Here is an 18,251-nt window from a genome sequence, read left to right on the forward strand (position 1 = left end):
CCGAACGCAAGGAACTGTCGCGTCGTCCGTCACGCCCCCATACGTCGAGCCGGCGTGAAGCGGACCGGCATCGAGTGGATGTTGTTGATCAATGTCGACGGCATGCGCTCGACCGGACCCGCCAACTCCAGATTCTTCATCCGGGACAGCACCTCGGAGACGAGGGCGGCCGCCTCCACTCGGGCCAGGTTCGCACCGAGGCAGAAATGGGTGCCTCCGCCGCCGAATGCCAGGTGCGGGTTGGGCTTTCGAGCCACGTCGAATCGGTCGGGATCGACGAAGTGGCCCTCGTCCCGATTGGCCGACGGGTAGAACATCGCCACGCGGTCGCCCTCCCGCACGGGCACCCCGCGTAGTTCGGTGTCCTTCGTGGCCGTGCGGAAGAACGCGATGAACGTGGCGACGTAGCGAAGCATTTCTTCAACCGCAGTCGGCAGCAGCGACGGGTCCGCCTCCAGCTTGGCCCGCTCCTCCGGATGGTCCATCAGCACGCCCGTGCCTCCGGCGACGAGGTTGCGGGTGGTGTCGCCGCCGGCATTGATCAGCAGCATGAAAAAGAAGTTGAACTCGCTTTCGGTGAGGCGCTGTCCGTCGACCTCGGCATGCAGCAGCGATGTCGCGATGTCATCGCGAGGATCCGCACGCTTGCTGGCCACGAGTTCCGTTGAGTATTTGAACATCTCGGCGCCGGCTTTCATGGCGCGCTTGTCGCCTATCTGACCGGTGTTCATGATTTCGGTCAGCTCGTAAAGCCGGTAGCCGTCTTCCAGTGGAATGCCGAGCAGTTCGGCGATGACGTATGAGGGCAGCGCCCCGGCGACGTCGGTGACGAAGTCGCACTCGCCCCGCTCGATGACGCTGTCGACCACATCGCGCGCCATCTCCGCGATGCGTGCGTTGAGCTTCGCGACCTGCCGCGGCGTGAAACCCTTGCTGACCAGAGCGCGCAGCGCGGTGTGTCGCGGCGGGTCCATCGTCAACATCAGCACGCCCCGCTGGTCGGCGATGTCGTCGGGGCGGGGCACGTCGAAGTACACCCCCGTCGCCTCCGACGACCACGTGGCGCTGTCGCGCGACACGGCGTAGACCTCGTCGTAGCCGGTGAGCGCGAGGAACCCGGGCCCATCCTTGTACGGGTGCCATGCCACGGGCGCGCACTCACGGAGCTTCCGGAAGGCATCGAAGGGGATTCCCGACACGTATGTGTTCGGATCGGCGAGGTCGACACCACCGATGCTGATCGCGTCTTCGGCCATGCCCCACCTCCTCTCTGGTGATGATCGCGCTCAGGACTAGACGGCGTGGCCGGTCGAGAGTACGGCCGACACGGGCGGGCGCCCCGACGGGCGAGCGGCGGCGACCGGCAAGACCGTGGTGCGGATCGCCGCCAATATCGCCGGGTGATGGGCGGAATGATCGCCGGTGGGTACCGCGATCAGGCGGGGCGGCCGCAACGTCCCTTGCAGCCGGTCAAGGGCCGCCCGGCCGCCTCTGGCACTGAACTGCTCCGCATCCTCGGGCGAGGCGATCAGTGTCACGCCGGTTCCACGGCGGGCAAGCGTTGCCAGTACGTTCTCCGGCAGGAACACCAAGCCGACCCAGCTCAACACCCGCAAGAGATATCGCGGGAAATGGTTGTGCACAAATCTTTTCGACCGCTTTCTACCCGAGCGGACAAGTGCCCCCAGCCGCGCTGTCCAGCCGGAACCAAAGGAGCCGCCAGCGGCTTCTCGGGCCGCGTTGGCGTTGTGCGCCTGGTTCCGGAAGTACAACTGCTCCGCCAGGGTCGGGGTGACTCGCCAGTTCCACACCACCAGGTTGACCAGGATCACCGACTGAGCACCGATGCTGCGGGCGGCCTGAGCGGCGTACCAAGACCCTGAGCAGATACCGACGAGCTCGAGTTCCCCGGCGTCTCGGCGCGCGTGTCTGGCCACCGCAATCGAGTCGGTGACGTCCGCCTGGGTATAAACCCTTTGCCAAGGTGCCCAACGAATTCGGCCGGACAAGCCCTCCCCCAGCTTGTCCCAGCGCACCGCCTGTGACCCGCCCGCTGCGATGCGACGTGACAATTCGACCCACTCGCGGACGGGTCCCACATGCAGGTCGTGAGACGTCGTGAAGAACAGTACGGTCTTCGTGGGTGCGGAACTACGGCGTCGAGGCAGCGTGCGGATGGCGAACAGCCCGCTCGGCCCGATCCGTTCGATTTTCTCGAAAACGTCTGCCCCGTCCGGCCCTTCGGCCGGCATCGTCACCGTTGTCAGGTATCGGGGCGCGGCACGATGGGTGCGGGCGGGGACGTTTCCGTCAATCCAGTCGACGATCGAATCGACCGCGGCGAAAGGGATCGGCAACGGCACCGGCAACGGATGGGCGCATTCAGGCAGTCCGCCGGCGACGACCGCGTCGACCCCCTCTGCCGCCGCGAGGGCAGTGATGCGCTTGTCGGTCTCGGCTGGGCGTCCCACCAGCAGTAGGTTGTCGACGCCATAGGCGCCGACTGGATCGGCGCCCAGCCTCAGCGCCGAGAATTCCGCGGCGGCGCGGTCGCTGAACCGCGCGCCCATGATTGACACCTCGCCGGCCGTAACGGCGTCCTCGCCCACCGACAACCGGTACAGCGCAACGTGTTCCCGAAGGTAGCGCCTGCCCGTTCCGGGGGGATCGAGGTAGACCGCGCGGTTGACTCTGCGGGATTGCGACAGGTACTCGTCGAGGATCAGGCATCCGGCACGGACGCCGATGGCGGTCGCCGACTCGGCGCCGATCAGGTTGAGGTAGTCGAGCGCGTGGCCCACGCTTGCCACCCAGTCGGCCAGCGCGTCATCGCGGCCCTGAGCGTAGGCGGAATCACCCGTGCCCAGGTAGTCGAAACGCAACACGCCGAAACCGCGGCGCGCCAGGCTGTCGCCCAGGATCCGGTGCAGTCGAACGCTGTCCATCCCCTCCTTGCCGAGCGAGCCGCAGATCACCACCCCACCCCTGATCTGGTTGCCGACCGGCAGGTGGAGCACGCCGAACAATGGCGAAACCGACGGTCCGAAAAAAGTCGGCACCTCCGTCGTCGCCGGCGGCATGGTGCGCCGGTCCCACGGCCGGCTTCCGCCGCCGGCGGATAGGCGTGCTCTCGGGTGGCGGGCGTCGCGCGGCCGGATCGGTCGCGCTCCCGCGGTCGTCGTCAAGCGGTGCCACATGTTCGTGAGCGCTCCCGTCGGGTGGGGTTCTCCGGGGTCGTTGCGGGCAACGCGGCGGTTGTCGGCGATGCCTTCGCTGTGCCGAGCGACTCGAGCATCATCCGCGCGAGCCGCTCCACGTCGGGCAGGTCGAGCAGGGTGCCGTGGTCACCGGCAACACGATGCACCGTCAAGGTTCCGTTGTGGAATTCGTCCCAGCCCAACAGGTCTGCGTCCGCAACCGCCGCGGAGGCCTCGCTGACGAACAGGTGCATCGGCACCTCGTGACCGGGCTGCTGATAGCGGCATACGATCTCGGTGGCTCCGCGATAGTCGAAGTCGATCTGTGGCCACAGCGCGCGGGGGCCGCCCCGAAGCACCCGAAGCGCGACCTCGGCGCATTTGGCCCACCGCTGACGCGCCGGCTGTTCGCGTAACTGACGGAGCTGCCAGCGCAGCGTCAGCTGCGCCCGCAGCAGCTGCGCCATCGATGGCGCCTCGGTGTCGAGGATGGCCAGCCACTCGACCTGCTGGCCGGAATCGACGGCCTGGCGGGCAACTTCGTATGCGACGAGCCCCCCGATCGAGTAGCCGACCAGCGCAAGCGGGCCATCCGGCTGCCGCTCGCGGATCGCCGAAAGGGCCTGGCTGGCATGCTCTTCGATGCTCAGGGATCGGTCAAACCGCCCACCTGGCTGTTCGGGTATCACCGCGTGCACCGGCTGGGCGGCTCCCCAAATCGCCGTGAAATGTCTCAGGCTCATGGCTGACGGATCGTCCGCGAAGATGAAGTGCAGCGGTGGGCGGGAGGTCACTTGACCGGTGCGGCCCGGGCTTTCGGCGCTCAGTAACTCGGCAAGTCCCGCAATGGTCCTGCCGCTGTCGAGGAACGCCTCGAGCGGCAGTGGCACTCCCCATGTCCGACGAATCTTCGCGATCAGCCGGTGCGCCAGCAACGAGTGGCCCCCCACATCAAAAAAGTCGGAGTTGACGTCAGCCACCGGCACGCCGAGCACGTCGGCCCACAACTTGGCGACGCTTCTTTCCAGTTCGTTACGGGGCCGCACAGCCTCGGGCTGCCCGGCTCCCGGCGGCGGCGGCGCGGGTAGCGCGGCCTTGTCGAGTTTCCCGCTCGGGGTCATCGGGAACGCGCTCAGATGCACGAACGCGCTCGGGACCATGTAATCGGGCAGCCGGTCGCGTAGCCATCGACGGGCTTCGGCATCGCTCGGCACACCCGGCTTGCCGATGATGTACGCAACCAACTGCCGTCCCCCGCTGGGCGCCTCACGAGCGACGACGGCGCAGGGGCCCACGTCCGGGTGCTCGGCCAGCGTTGACGCGATCTCGTCCGGCTCGACGCGAATCCCGCGGATCTTCACCTGGTCGTCGTAGCGACCCAGGAATTGAATTCGGCCGTCGGGCAGCAGCCGGCCACGATCGCCCGTCCGATAGATCCGCCCGCCGGCGTGGAATGGATCGTCTCCGAATCGGCGCGCCTGCTCGTCAGGACGGTTGAGATATCCACGAGCCACACCGACGCCGCCGATCACGATCTCCCCGGGAACGCCGACCGGTTGCATCCGTCCGCGTGAATCCATAACGTAGACAAGAACATTCGGAAGTGGTCTGCCAACCGTCACCATGTCCCCCCGGGCGACCCGGGAGAAGTTCGAGCCTATCGTGGCCTCCGTGGGGCCGTAGCCGTTCCAGACCGCCCGGCAGCGGTGCAACAGCGCTTCGGCGAGCGCCTCGGTCAGCGTTTCGCCGACGGACACCACCGTTAAGTCAGCCTTTCCGTTCCAGCCGCCGGCGATGAGCGCTTCCCAAAGAGTCGGTGTGGCCATCATGTACGTCGCGCCGGTGCCCGCGATAAGCCGGCTCAGCGCATCCGGATTCGTCGCCTGCTCAACGGTGGCCAGCACTAGTCGCGCCCCGCACGCCAGCGCACAGAAGACGTCGGCGAGCCCGGCGTCGAAGCTGAAGGAAGACGACGACAATACGGTGTCGCAAGCGGTGACACCGAACTCGGCAAACATCGTCAGCATCACGTTGGCCAGGCCGCGATGTTCGACGAGCACCCCCTTGGGGCGGCCGGTGGAGCCAGACGTGTAGGTCACGTAGGCGAGGTCGCCGGGGGACACCTCGACAAACGGATCGGAGTTCAGTGCCGGGCGCAGCGGCCACGGATCGTCGAGATTGATCACCTTGGCCGTCGACGATGCTCCGCCGGTCGGCTGCTGACGATCGGTGAGAATGACGGCCGCACCGGCGTCATTGACGCTGAAGGCGTTGCGGTGACCCGGTTGGCGGGGATCCAGCGCCAGGAATGCCGCGCCGGACTTGAGGATTCCGAGAAGCGCCGCCACCAGATCGAGCTTGCGGTCAAGCAGCACGGCCACCACCGTGCCACGCCCGGCGCCCGCGGCCCGCAGTCGCGCGGCGATGTGTTCGGCGCGGTCGTCGAGTTGGCGATAGGTCAGTGCCTCGTGGCCGAGCTCGACGGCTACCGAGTCGGGCGTTCGTTCGGTCTGCGCCCGGATTAGCTCGTGGACACAGAGTGACGAAACATTCGGCGGCACTGGCGGATTCCAGCCCAGCTGACGACGACGGGCCGGCCTTCTCACCAGGTCATGTTGAGCCATCGGTAGGTCGGGCGCTGCTGCCACGGCTGTGTGCTCCTCCTAACGGAGGCCGTCCCGGAGGCGGCCGCGGTAACCGCGCCGCTCGGTACGCCCTTGAGATACCGATAATCGACCTAAACCAGCTCTATACATACTTTTAGCATAGAATGACGACAATATCTAACCCTTCGGTTTTCTTGCGGATTGTGGCTGACTATCGCGCCGCGAGCACTGACAGCATGTGGTCGGCGTAGTTGGTGACGTAGACGGTGCGGCTGTCCGGATCCAGCGCCACCGCGTCCGGGTTGTTGCCGACGGGCACGGTTTCGGTGACGGCGTGCGTCGAGCCGTCAATCACCGACAGCGTGCTGTCAGCGAAGTTGGTGACGTAGACGGTGTGGGTGTCTCGATCCACCGCCACCCCGAACGGGTTGTTGCCGACGCGGATGCTGTCGATGACGATGCGCCTGGAGGCGTCGATCACCGACACGGTGGGGTGGCCGTAGTTGGCGACGTACACGGTGTGGGTGTCGGGGTCCACCGCCACCCCGCCGGCGGTGTTGCCAAGGGGCACGGTGTCGGTGACGGCGTACGTCAACCCGTCGATCACGGAGACCGTGTGGTCACCGGAATTGGTGGCGTAGACAACGTGGGTGGCCGGATCCACCGCTATCCCGAACGGGCCGTTGCCCACGGGCACGGTGGCGATGACCGTGTGCGTCGACCCGTCGATCACCGACACCGTGGGGTGGCCGTAGTTGGCGACGAAGACGGTGTGGGTGCCCGGATCCACCGCCACCCCGAACGGGGTGTTGCCGACGGGCACGGTGGCTGTGACCTTGCGGGTCAACCCGTCGATCACCGACACGGTGTGGGAGTCGGAGTTGGCCACGTAGACCGTGTGGGTGCCCGGATCCACCGCCACGCCGTCCGGGTGGTGGCCGACCGGCACGGTGGCGATGACCGCGCGTTTCGACCCGTCGATCACCGACATCGTCTCGGTGAGGTTGTTGGTGACATAGACGGTATTGGTGACCGGGTCCACCGCCACCGCGTTCGGGGCCGTGCCGACGAACACGGCGTTCGTGTGCACAGGCCGGTTGACCAAATTGATCATGCCGAACAGGCCGGCGACGAAGACCGCGAGTACGAGCCCCATCATCGCCTCGAGTTGGGCAGGATGCATGGCGGCCAGTCGCGCGCGCGGGGGTTTCGGGGTCCGCTTCGGCTTCTCGGCGGCTTTTTGCCGTTGCCGCGACGGTTTGGGCGCGCGCGGACCGGCCGGCGGGCGGGGTTCGTATCGGGTCGGACTGGCCGGCGGGCGAGTCCTGTGTTCGGTCCAGGTCAGCACGCCATCGTGGAACGACGGAGATATTCGCGCCCGGTCCGCGTCCTGTGCCACTACGTTGCCTGCGATCATTCCTGCTATCCGGCCAGCCGACTGTCACGTGATTGCGCCGGCCACCGAACTCCACGGGCCGGTTCGGTGCGGCGTTGATGGCGGGTTTCTTGGAGGTAGAGCCAGGCGCCTTGCAGGAGGCCCTTTCTGCCGGCCCGCAGGAGGTTTTCCGGGACGCCCCCGGTCAGCTCGGGCTGTCCGGAGCCGCGGTTGGCCAGCATGCGTTTGAGGCCGCGCGGGACGAACCGCAGGATCCGCCACAGATAGTGCGGGGAGGTCAAGATCATGCTCATGTAGAACGCGGTCAGGCCCGCCGAGTACCCGAAGAACTGCTTTTCCAGGGCTTCGTCGGTGCGGCGGTGGTAGTGCCAGGTGATGGCCGGCGGCCAGTGCAGGATCGTCGAGCCGTTCTCGAGCAGCAGCGACAACGCCCGCGTCTCCTCCCCACCATGGGTGAGGGTCCCGGCGCCGAGTCGATTGTCGAAGCCGCCGATGGCGCGCAGCGTGTCGGTCCGAAAGGCCATATTGCCCCCGGCGCCGAAATTGGGCAGCGGATAAAGCGGATCCCAGACCGACGCGGTGCCCGCACGCAGCACCACCGGCTCCACGCCACGGCCCTTGTTGAACCCCCCGTAGCGTTCGAAATTGACCTGGGCGTCGGTCTCCAACTCCGCCGGCAGCATCAACCCCACCACCGCATCGGGACGCTCGGGACACCCAAACCCCCGCTTGATCCAGGCCACCCAGTCCGGATCGGCCACCTCGTCATCGTCGATCCAGGCGACGAACTCACTGCCCACCTCGGCCAGCGCGCGGTTACGGGCCCGCGACAAACCCGGCGCCGGCTCATGACAACACCGCAGCCGCAGACCCTCGAACTCACCCAACGTGCGCGCCACCGCACCCTCACCCGAATTGTCGACCACCAACACCTCAAAACCCGGATCGGACTGCCGGGCCAAGCTGGCCAACGTCTGCACCAAACCCGCACGCCGATCACGCGTGCAGATCACCACCGTCAGCGACACCGCACCACCGTCGAACACCTCCACCGGCCGCGGCAGCCTCAGCGCGCCAAAACGATCCCGCAACTCGGCCAACACGATCGACGACTCGCCCGCCAAGTCCAAAAACCGCGTCGCCACCGGAACACCGTCCCTGCGCACCAAACACCACGCCGCCGCAAACCGCCCCACATCGACGACCTCATCCCCATACCCACGCCCCAACTCAACGTCGACCACCCACGCCGGCGCCCGCAACCCACCCCGCCCGACCTCACGCACAGCGCAACCATCGACTCGGCAAAAACGCGATGCCCACCATGATCCCTCTACGCGATGACCGCGTTGAATGCTCGGGCCACCGGGAACGCAACGGGCCCGTCGTGAACGGGCCGGATCGGCAGCCCCGGCGGCACCGATTCGGGGGGCGGGTCGAAGTCGCTCACTGCAGGCTTTCGAACGCGTCGATCTGCTCGCGGGTCACCGTGAGCACGTCGGCCCCCGCGTGCACGCGCCGCTCCCAGTCGATCGTCCATGCCACGGCATCGCGGAAGCTGAGCCGGCCGTGCCAGCCCAGTTCGCGCTGTGTCTTGGAGGTATCGAGAGCGAGCAGGTTCGCCTCGTGCGGGTGATTGTCACCGTCGAGGTCCCAGTGCGCGCCGCCGCCCCAAAGCTCGGCCGCCAGCGTGGCCACTTCGCCGACCTCGACGAAGCTGTCGGGGCCCGGCCCGATGTTCCACTGTCCCAGGCCGGAACCGGCCAGCAGCGCATCGGCGACGGTGAGGTAGCCGTTGAGGCAATCCAGCACGTGCTGCCACGGCCGCACCGCGTGCGGAAACCGTAACCGAGGCGCCTCGCCGCGCGCGAAGGCGGCCGTCAGGTCTGGCAGGAGCCGGTCTCGACTGGAGTCGCCGCCGCCGATGACGTTGCCGGCGCGGGCAATAGCGGTGGGAACGCCGGGGAAGCTGCGGGTCCAGGACTGGACCAGCAGATCGGCCATCGCCTTCGACGCGCTGTAAGGATCGTCGCCACCGAGAGGGTCGGTTTCGACGTAACCGGCCTTCTGGTTGTTGTTGCGGTAGACCTTGTCGGTGGTCACCACGACGTGCGCACGCACCGACGGCGTGGCCGCGACGGCCTCCAGCACGCTGAGCGTGCCCATGGCGTTGATCTCGTAGGTGTCCCGCGGCTTGCGGTACGACTCCCGGACCAACGGCTGGGCGGCCATGTGCACCACGACATCCGGAGCCGCCGCCGACAACGCCGCCGCGGTCTCCTCCGCGTCACGGATGTCCAGCCGGAAGTCGCAGGCAAGCTGGTCCGCGAGCGCCGCCCGCTTGAACAGGCCGCCCTCGGGCGGCTCCACAGCGGCCACACCGGATACCCGGTGCCCGCGGCTGAGCAGGAGCAGCGTAAGCCAGGACCCTTTGAACCCGGTGTGTCCGGTGACCAGGTAGTGCACAGGGATCTCCTCACGTGTGTGGCTGACTTTCACATAGTAAACCAGAAGTTGCTCAAATGAGCCCTATACATCCATAAAGTACGTGATAACCTAGTCCAGGAGGGTACACGATATGACAATCCCGGGCATTACCGCAGAGCAGCAGGATACTGCGCCCTACAACCACCACCCGGTCTCCGCCGCCGCGCGCACCGCCGGCCCACCCACAGATAGGCAGCCCACCATGACCACCCCACCGACACCGACACCGACACCGACACCACGGAACCACCAGTCATGAAAGCCGTACTGCTGGCCGGCGGCCTGGGCACCCGCATGCGCGAAGAAACCGAATTCCGCCCCAAACCCATGGTCGAAGTCGGCGGCCGACCCGTGCTCTGGCACATCATGAAAATCCTTGGCCACCACGGCATCAACGACTTCATCGTGTGCACCGGCTACAAAAGCGAACACATCAAAAGCTACTTCGCCAACTACGGCGTAGCCAACCTCGACTTCACCATCACCCTCGGCGACCAATCCAGCATCCGCCACCACGGCTCACACGACGAATTCAACTGGCAAGTCACCGTCGCCGACACCGGCCTGACCACCATGACCGGCGGCCGCATCAAACGCATCCACAAATACGTCGGCAACGAAACCTTCCTATGCACCTACGGCGACGGCATCGCCGACGTCAACATCAACGCCCTCCTCGAATTCCACCGCAACCACGGCAAACTCGCCACCGTCACCGCCACCCAACCCATGAGCCGATTCGGCGTCATCGACCTCCACCAAGACGGCGTCGTCGCCACCTTCCGCGAAAAACCCAAAACCGAAGACTGGATCAACATCGGCTACTTCATCTTCGAACCCGAAATCTTCGACTACCTCGACGGCGACGACACCGTCCTCGAAGACCAACCACTCCTCCGACTCGCCAAAGACGGCCAAATCGCCGCCTACGCCCACCACGGATTCTGGCAACCCATGGACACCTACCGCGAATCCCAAGCCCTCAACAACCTCTGGAACACCGGCAACCCACCCTGGAAAATCTGGAACTAACCCAACCCCACCAACCCAATCACCCCGCAAAATGCACTTGGTCGACGTATGCGGCCACCCGCAACGCGTTGGCAGCGACCGTCAGACTGGGGTTCAAACCTGCGCTGGAGGGGAAGAACGAGCTGTCCACCACGTAGAGGTTGTCGACTTCGTGCGCCCGGTTGTGGGGGTCCAGCACGCTGGTTTTCGGATCGGTGCCGAAGCGGCACGTCCCGCAGACGTGGCCCAGGTTCGAGTTGCCCTCGCCGCTCACCAGCGACATCGTCCGAAACGGTTGCAGCACCTCTTTGAGTTGGCGCAAAAACGCCGCGCGGCGCCGGATCTCACTGGGGTGTAAGCGGTACTGAAAGCGCAGTCGTTGGCGCCCGTCCGGGCTGGGCCGGTCGCACGGCAGGACTCGGTTGTCCAGATAGGGCAGGTCTTCGGTCATCGCGACCAGCACCAGTCCGCCGGTCAAGATTCTCTGGTAGATCTGGCGCACCGCAGGGCTCGCGAGGCGCAGCGCCCTGCTTCGCCAGTCTGGCCGATTGGTCAGCCATTCCATCGGCGGCAGCGGCCCGAAGGATTGCACGGTGCCGTATTTCTGCCCCTCCCAGAAATAGAAGTCGTTGAGCCCGATCTCTTTGTTTGCCGCTGTGGTCTTGTAGTCGCGGTGTGGCCAGATCTCGATCGGGTCCAACAGATGGCGCATCAAATTGCGCCCCACCCAGTCCGACCCATTGGCCAGTCCACGCGGCCAATCACCCGACCGGGAATTGAGCAACAGCACCGGGCTGGCCAGCGCGCCGGCGGCCAGCACCACAACCTTCGCCTTCAGGGCCAGCAGATCGGAGCGATGCCGGCAGATCACCCGCCGCACCCGGGCGGAGTCCGCCTCCAGACGCACCACCCGGCATTCGGTCAGCAGCTGGGCGCCGTACTCGGCGACGGCGGGCAGCACCCCGTTGCGGCCGGCGTCGTTTTTGCACAACTTCTCGCACAGATGGTCCTGACAGGTGGCACACCCGTCGGTGTAGTCGCAGGCCATCGGCAGGCGGTAGGGATGCAGGCCGCGGCCTGCCAAATGGTTGACCAGCGGCTCGTTGTCGGGTGAAAACGGCGGCGCCGCAGGCAATCCGATCTCGGCGGCTTCCGGGCGCAGTGGATCGGGCTGGCCGCGCACCCCCAGCAGCTTTTCGGCCTCGGCGTACCAGGGCCGCAGCTCGTCGTAGCTGATCGGCCAGGCCTCGGGCACGGTGGAATCGCCGGGGTCGGTGAAGTCTTGCCGGGGCGTGAAATCGCGGACGAAAAAGCGTTCGCAGACCATACCGTAGAGGGCCGAGGACCCGCCGGTGCCGCTGCCGATGAACGGCACGAACCGCTTCGGGCGCCGCCCGCTGATGTCTTCGACCTCGTCGGTGGAGCGCCCGGACCGGGCCAGGGCGTCGAAATAGGTTGCGGCGGAACGGTAGGCGCGCGGCTCGGCAAGTTCGGGAATCGCGGAGCGAATCGTTCCCGGTGTTCCGGGCAGCGTCGAGCGTCCTTTCTCGACGAACAGCACCTTGCGGCCCGCGCGGGCCAGCCAATGGCCCAGCATCCCGCCCCCCATGCCGGTACCCACGACGATAACGTCCCACTCGATGCGCTCGGCCTCGCGCGGACTCAGGTCGCCGTCAGCCAGAACCGAACCCCTCAGCGCAGGATGGCCCGAAGCCTGGCCCCGGCCGGGCGACGATGACGAACACGATCCGGGCGTCGTCGTCACAGTCCCGTGCCTGCGGTCACTGTGGGCAGTACGCAGCGCTCCATCCCGCTGGTGCCACTGAAGTATTCGATAGTTCGCGCGACCCCCTGCTCGAAAGGGACTTGGGGACGCCAACCGAGCCTGGATTCGGCGAGGCTGATGTCGGGCTTCCGTTGCTTGGGGTCGTCCTGCCGCAGGGCCGTGAAGACGATCGCCGAGCGGGATCCGGTCATCCCCTTGATGATGTTCGCGGCCGCCAGGGCGGTGAATTCCGCCGTGCCGCCAAGGTTGACGGGTCCGATGAACGACGGTGCGCTCGCGGCCATCCTGACCAGTCCGTCGACCAGGTCGTCGACGTAGCAGAAGGAGCGGGTCTGGTTGCCGTCCCCGAACACCGTGATCGGTTCATCCCGCAGCGCCTGGGCGATGAAGGTGCCGATGATGCGGCCGTCCTCCGGATCCATTCTCGGGCCGTAGGTGTTGAAGATGCGGACGACTTTGATTCGGACCCGGTAGCGGTGGGCGTATTCCAGCATCAGCGTCTCGGCGATCCGCTTGCCCTCGTCATAACAACTCCGCACACCGAAACAGTTGACGTTGCCCCAGTAGCTCTCGACCTGGGGATGAACCGTGGGATCCCCATAGACCTCGCTGGTCGAGGATTGGAGCATGATCGCGTCCTTGTCGCGGGCCAGTTCGAGGAGGTTCTTGACCCCGGCATAGTTCGTCTCGAGGGTGAACAGGGGATCGCGCTGGTATGTGAGCGGCGCCGCCGGGCAGGCCATGTTGAAGATGACGTCCAGCGGGCCGGCCGCCGGCGCGTCCAACGGTCGTGTGATGTCGTGCTCGAGGAAGCCGAAGCCCGGGTCGTTCTCGAGGTGACTGAGGTTTTCCCGGCTGCCGCTGTAGAAGTTGTCGAGCCCGAGAACCTCGACACCGTCGCGGCGCAGACGGTCGCAGAGGTGGGATCCCAGGAAACCTGCGGCGCCCGCGACGAGGGCTCTCATGTGCTTCTCCTCAGTCCTAGTTCCGGCCCATGCCGTAGTAGTCAAATCCCTCGGCCCGCACGCGCTTTGGCTCGTAGATGTTTCGGCCGTCGAACACGACGAAACCGCGCATCACCGATTTGAGGCGCTGCCAGGATGGCCGCTGGAACTGCTTCCACTCGGTGACCAGGAGCAGCGCATCGGCGCCGTCGACGGCCTCGTACATGCTCCCGGCGTACTCGATCGAATCCCCCAGCGCCCTCTTCGCCTGCACGGCCGCTTCGGGATCGTAGGCCCGCACGGTGGCACCGAGCTCGACCAGCCTGCGCGCGGTGACGACGGACGGCGCTTCGCGCATATCGTCGGTCTGGGGCTTGAAACTGAGGCCCCAGAGCCCGAAGCGCAGGCCGTCCAGATTCGTCGCGGGACCGTGGCGGTCCCCGAAGTGGGAAAGGATCTTTGATACCAGGGCGACCTTCTGCCCTCTGTTGACGTGGTCGACCGCACGCAGCAAACGCATGTCCGCGCCCAGGCCGGCGCCGGTATGTATCAGGGCCTGAACGTCTTTCGGCAAGCAGGAGCCGCCGTAGCCCACGCCGGGGAACAGGAACTCATAGCGGATGCGCTTGTCCGCCCCGATGGCCTCGCGCACGGCCGAGATATCAGCGCCGGCCCGCTCACACAGGTTCGAGATCTCGTTGATGAAGGAGATCTTGGTCGCCAGAAAGCAGTTGGCCGCGTATTTGGCCATCTCGGCGCTCCGGACGTCCATCGTGATCAACGGATTGAAAGTGCGCAGGTACGGCTCGTAGAGCTCGCGCATGATGTCGAGGGCGCGCTTGGAGTCGCAGCCGATCACCACGCGGTCGGGCTTCATGAAGTCGGCAATAGCCGTGCCTTCCTTCAGGAATTCGGGATTCGACACGACGTCGAACTCGTGCTTCGCGTTCTTGTCGATGATCGCCCGAACCTCGTCGGCCGTGCCCACCGGGACGGTCGACTTGTCGACCACGACCTTGTAGCGATCCATGTGCGAGCCGATGTCATCGGCCACGGAATAGACGTGGGAGAGGTCGGCCGCGCCGCTGCGACCCATGGGCGTCGCGACGGCGATGAATATCACGTCCCCGTGTTCGACCCCGCGCCGCGTATCGGTGGTGAAGTCGATGGATCCGTTCTCGCGGTTCCTGTCGATCAGCTCGGCCAGGCCGGGCTCGTAGATGGGCACCCTTCCCGAACGGAGCTGGTCGATCTTGGCGTGGTCGATGTCGACGCAGACGACGTCATTGCCGCTGTCGGCGAGGCAGGCGCCCGTGACGAGGCCGACGTAGCCGGAGCCGATCACCGAGATCTTCACCGGACACCGGATTCGGTGCGGTGTTGATGGCGGGTTTCTTGGAGGTAGAGCCAGGCGCCTTGCAGGAGGCCCTTTCTGCCGGCCCGCAGGAGGTTTTCCGGGACGCCCCCGGTCAGCTCGGGCTGTCCGGAGCCGCGGTTGGCCAGCATGCGTTTGAGGCCGCGCGGGACGAACCGCAGGATCCGCCACAGATAGTGCGGGGAGGTCAAGATCATGCTCATGTAGAACGCGGTCAGGCCCGCCGAGTACCCGAAGAACTGCTTTTCCAGGGCTTCGTCGGTGCGGCGGTGGTAGTGCCAGGTGATGGCCGGCGGCCAGTGCAGGATCGTCGAGCCGTTCTCGAGCAGCAGCGACAACGCCCGCGTCTCCTCCCCACCATGGGTGAGGGTCCCGGCGCCGAGTCGATTGTCGAAGCCGCCGATGGCGCGCAGCGTGTCGGTCCGAAAGGCCATATTGCCCCCGGCGCCGAAATTGGGCAGCGGATAAAGCGGATCCCAGACCGACGCGGTGCCCGCACGCAGCACCACCGGCTCCACGCCACGGCCCTTGTTGAACCCCCCGTAGCGTTCGAAATTGACCTGGGCGTCGGTCTCCAACTCCGCCGGCAGCATCAACCCCACCACCGCATCGGGACGCTCGGGACACCCAAACCCCCGCTTGATCCAGGCCACCCAGTCCGGATCGGCCACCTCGTCATCGTCGATCCAGGCGACGAACTCACTGCCCACCTCGGCCAGCGCGCGGTTACGGGCCCGCGACAAACCCGGCGCCGGCTCATGACAACACCGCAGCCGCAGACCCTCGAACTCACCCAACGTGCGCGCCACCGCACCCTCACCCGAATTGTCGACCACCAACACCTCAAAACCCGGATCGGACTGCCGGGCCAAGCTGGCCAACGTCTGCACCAAACCCGCACGCCGATCACGCGTGCAGATCACCACCGTCAGCGACACCGCACCACCGTCGAACACCTCCACCGGCCGCGGCAGCCTCAGCGCGCCAAAACGATCCCGCAACTCGGCCAACACGATCGACGACTCGCCCGCCAAGTCCAAAAACCGCGTCGCCACCGGAACACCGTCCCTGCGCACCAAACACCACGCCGCCGCAAACCGCCCCACATCGACGACCTCATCCCCATACCCACGCCCCAACTCAACGTCGACCACCCACGCCGGCGCCCGCAACCCACCCCGCCCGACCTCACGCACAGCGCAACCATCGACTCGGCAAAAACGCGATGCCCACCATGATCCCTCTACGCGATGACCGCGTTGAATGCTCGGGCCACCGGGAACGCAACGGGCCCGTCGTGAACGGGCCGGATCGGCAGCCCCGGCGGCACCGATTCGGGGGGCGGGTCGAAGTCGCTCACTGCAGGCTTTCGAACGCGTCGATCTGCTCGCGGGTCACCGTGAGCACGTCGGCCCCCGCGTGCACGCGCCGCTCCCAGTCGATCGTCCATGCCACGGCATCGCGGAAGCTGAGCCGGCCGTGCCAGCCCAGTTCGCGCTGTGTCTTGGAGGTATCGAGAGCGAGCAGGTTCGCCTCGTGCGGGTGATTGTCACCGTCGAGGTCCCAGTGCGCGCCGCCGCCCCAAAGCTCGGCCGCCAGCGTGGCCACTTCGCCGACCTCGACGAAGCTGTCGGGGCCCGGCCCGATGTTCCACTGTCCCAGGCCGGAACCGGCCAGCAGCGCATCGGCGACGGTGAGGTAGCCGTTGAGGCAATCCAGCACGTGCTGCCACGGCCGCACCGCGTGCGGAAACCGTAACCGAGGCGCCTCGCCGCGCGCGAAGGCGGCCGTCAGGTCTGGCAGGAGCCGGTCTCGACTGGAGTCGCCGCCGCCGATGACGTTGCCGGCGCGGGCAATAGCGGTGGGAACGCCGGGGAAGCTGCGGGTCCAGGACTGGACCAGCAGATCGGCCATCGCCTTCGACGCGCTGTAAGGATCGTCGCCACCGAGAGGGTCGGTTTCGACGTAACCGGCCTTCTGGTTGTTGTTGCGGTAGACCTTGTCGGTGGTCACCACGACGTGCGCACGCACCGACGGCGTGGCCGCGACGGCCTCCAGCACGCTGAGCGTGCCCATGGCGTTGATCTCGTAGGTGTCCCGCGGCTTGCGGTACGACTCCCGGACCAACGGCTGGGCGGCCATGTGCACCACGACATCCGGAGCCGCCGCCGACAACGCCGCCGCGGTCTCCTCCGCGTCACGGATGTCCAGCCGGAAGTCGCAGGCAAGCTGGTCCGCGAGCGCCGCCCGCTTGAACAGGCCGCCCTCGGGCGGCTCCACAGCGGCCACACCGGATACCCGGTGCCCGCGGCTGAGCAGGAGCAGCGTAAGCCAGGACCCTTTGAACCCGGTGTGTCCGGTGACCAGGTAGTGCACAGGGATCTCCTCACGTGTGTGGCTGACTTTCACATAGTAAACCAGAAGTTGCTCAAATGAGCCCTATACATCCATAAAGTACGTGATAACCTAGTCCAGGAGGGTACACGATATGACAATCCCGGGCATTACCGCAGAGCAGCAGGATACTGCGCCCTACAACCACCACCCGGTCTCCGCCGCCGCGCGCACCGCCGGCCCACCCACAGATAGGCAGCCCACCATGACCACCCCACCGACACCGACACCGACACCGACACCACGGAACCACCAGTCATGAAAGCCGTACTGCTGGCCGGCGGCCTGGGCACCCGCATGCGCGAAGAAACCGAATTCCGCCCCAAACCCATGGTCGAAGTCGGCGGCCGACCCGTGCTCTGGCACATCATGAAAATCCTTGGCCACCACGGCATCAACGACTTCATCGTGTGCACCGGCTACAAAAGCGAACACATCAAAAGCTACTTCGCCAACTACGGCGTAGCCAACCTCGACTTCACCATCACCCTCGGCGACCAATCCAGCATCCGCCACCACGGCTCACACGACGAATTCAACTGGCAAGTCACCGTCGCCGACACCGGCCTGACCACCATGACCGGCGGCCGCATCAAACGCATCCACAAATACGTCGGCAACGAAACCTTCCTATGCACCTACGGCGACGGCATCGCCGACGTCAACATCAACGCCCTCCTCGAATTCCACCGCAACCACGGCAAACTCGCCACCGTCACCGCCACCCAACCCATGAGCCGATTCGGCGTCATCGACCTCCACCAAGACGGCGTCGTCGCCACCTTCCGCGAAAAACCCAAAACCGAAGACTGGATCAACATCGGCTACTTCATCTTCGAACCCGAAATCTTCGACTACCTCGACGGCGACGACACCGTCCTCGAAGACCAACCACTCCTCCGACTCGCCAAAGACGGCCAAATCGCCGCCTACGCCCACCACGGATTCTGGCAACCCATGGACACCTACCGCGAATCCCAAGCCCTCAACAACCTCTGGAACACCGGCAACCCACCCTGGAAAATCTGGAACTAACCCCACCCCACCAACCCACT

General features: G+C 66.1%; 13 protein-coding genes. 2 read left to right on the top strand and 11 right to left on the bottom strand.

The window, feature by feature from the left end; genetic code table 11:
* Positions 1–29: 29 nt before the first annotated feature.
* The 6 genes from A5696_RS10750 to rfbG (A5696_RS10775) all read right to left on the bottom strand — a co-directional run bounded on the left by A5696_RS10750 (position 30) and on the right by rfbG (A5696_RS10775) (position 9,665).
* Complete coding sequence (locus A5696_RS10750; protein WP_067877614.1) at positions 30–1,256, bottom strand: cytochrome P450; 1,227 nt, start codon at positions 1,254–1,256, stop codon at positions 30–32.
* 36 nt (positions 1,257–1,292) lie between these two features.
* Positions 1,293–3,080, bottom strand: coding sequence for a hypothetical protein (locus tag A5696_RS10755; protein ID WP_067877617.1), 1,788 nt, complete (start codon positions 3,078–3,080; stop codon positions 1,293–1,295).
* 101 nt (positions 3,081–3,181) lie between these two features.
* Positions 3,182–5,803 (bottom strand): amino acid adenylation domain-containing protein, encoded by a 2,622-nt coding sequence (locus A5696_RS10760; RefSeq protein WP_197516944.1) that lies wholly within the window; start codon positions 5,801–5,803, stop codon positions 3,182–3,184.
* Between the two features lie 211 nt (positions 5,804–6,014).
* Positions 6,015–6,986: a cytochrome D1 domain-containing protein gene (locus A5696_RS10765; protein ID WP_197516945.1), complete on the bottom strand. Its 972-nt coding sequence runs from the start codon at positions 6,984–6,986 to the stop codon at positions 6,015–6,017.
* Positions 6,987–7,225: 239 nt separating this feature from the next.
* Positions 7,226–8,485 (bottom strand): glycosyltransferase family 2 protein, encoded by a 1,260-nt coding sequence (locus tag A5696_RS10770; RefSeq protein ID WP_082956668.1) that lies wholly within the window; start codon positions 8,483–8,485, stop codon positions 7,226–7,228.
* Between the two features lie 160 nt (positions 8,486–8,645).
* Positions 8,646–9,665, bottom strand: coding sequence for a CDP-glucose 4,6-dehydratase (gene rfbG, locus A5696_RS10775; RefSeq protein WP_067877884.1), 1,020 nt, complete (start codon positions 9,663–9,665; stop codon positions 8,646–8,648).
* A 276-nt stretch (positions 9,666–9,941) separates the two neighbouring features.
* Between rfbG (A5696_RS10775) and rfbF (A5696_RS10780) the strand changes: the two genes are divergently transcribed.
* Positions 9,942–10,718, top strand: a complete 777-nt coding sequence (gene rfbF / locus A5696_RS10780; RefSeq protein ID WP_067877628.1) for a glucose-1-phosphate cytidylyltransferase — start codon at positions 9,942–9,944, stop codon at positions 10,716–10,718.
* Positions 10,719–10,737: 19 nt separating this feature from the next.
* Here rfbF (A5696_RS10780) and A5696_RS10785 read toward each other — a convergent pair whose 3' ends face one another.
* The 5 genes from A5696_RS10785 to rfbG (A5696_RS10805) form a co-directional block, all read right to left on the bottom strand.
* Positions 10,738–12,318 (bottom strand): GMC oxidoreductase, encoded by a 1,581-nt coding sequence (locus tag A5696_RS10785; protein WP_231964287.1) that lies wholly within the window; start codon positions 12,316–12,318, stop codon positions 10,738–10,740.
* 140 nt (positions 12,319–12,458) lie between these two features.
* Positions 12,459–13,448, bottom strand: coding sequence for a UDP-glucuronic acid decarboxylase family protein (locus A5696_RS10790; RefSeq protein WP_067877632.1), 990 nt, complete (start codon positions 13,446–13,448; stop codon positions 12,459–12,461).
* Positions 13,449–13,464: 16 nt separating this feature from the next.
* On the bottom strand, positions 13,465–14,784 hold the full coding sequence (locus tag A5696_RS10795) for a UDP-glucose/GDP-mannose dehydrogenase family protein (protein ID WP_067877636.1): 1,320 nt from the start codon (positions 14,782–14,784) through the stop codon (positions 13,465–13,467).
* Complete coding sequence (locus A5696_RS10800; RefSeq protein WP_082956667.1) at positions 14,781–15,998, bottom strand: glycosyltransferase family 2 protein; 1,218 nt, start codon at positions 15,996–15,998, stop codon at positions 14,781–14,783. Before A5696_RS10800 ends, A5696_RS10795 begins: the two co-directional genes overlap by 4 nt.
* Before the next feature lie 160 nt (positions 15,999–16,158).
* Positions 16,159–17,178, bottom strand: coding sequence for a CDP-glucose 4,6-dehydratase (gene rfbG / locus A5696_RS10805; protein ID WP_067877884.1), 1,020 nt, complete (start codon positions 17,176–17,178; stop codon positions 16,159–16,161).
* A 276-nt stretch (positions 17,179–17,454) separates the two neighbouring features.
* Here rfbG (A5696_RS10805) and rfbF (A5696_RS10810) point away from each other — a divergent pair, with 276 nt between their 5' ends.
* Positions 17,455–18,231: a glucose-1-phosphate cytidylyltransferase gene (gene rfbF, locus A5696_RS10810; protein WP_067877628.1), complete on the top strand. Its 777-nt coding sequence runs from the start codon at positions 17,455–17,457 to the stop codon at positions 18,229–18,231.
* Positions 18,232–18,251: the final 20 nt, after the last annotated feature.

It is taken from the genome of Mycobacterium sp. E2699 (assembly GCF_001666745.1).
Lineage (GTDB): Bacteria > Actinomycetota > Actinomycetes > Mycobacteriales > Mycobacteriaceae > Mycobacterium.

Bases quoted from the DNA above. Each gene is read 5' to 3' on its own strand.
- A5696_RS10755 (WP_067877617.1), bottom strand. From the start codon at position 3,080: ATGCCGCCGGCGACGACGGAGGTGCCGACTTTTTTCGGACCGTCGGTT.
- A5696_RS10790 (WP_067877632.1), bottom strand. From the start codon at position 13,448: ATGAGAGCCCTCGTCGCGGGCGCCGCAGGTTTCCTGGGATCCCACCTC.
- rfbF (WP_067877628.1), top strand. From the start codon at position 17,455: ATGAAAGCCGTACTGCTGGCCGGCGGCCTGGGCACCCGCATGCGCGAA.
- A5696_RS10750 (WP_067877614.1), bottom strand. From the start codon at position 1,256: ATGGCCGAAGACGCGATCAGCATCGGTGGTGTCGACCTCGCCGATCCG.
- A5696_RS10765 (WP_197516945.1), bottom strand. From the start codon at position 6,986: ATGCATCCTGCCCAACTCGAGGCGATGATGGGGCTCGTACTCGCGGTC.
- rfbF (WP_067877628.1), top strand. From the start codon at position 9,942: ATGAAAGCCGTACTGCTGGCCGGCGGCCTGGGCACCCGCATGCGCGAA.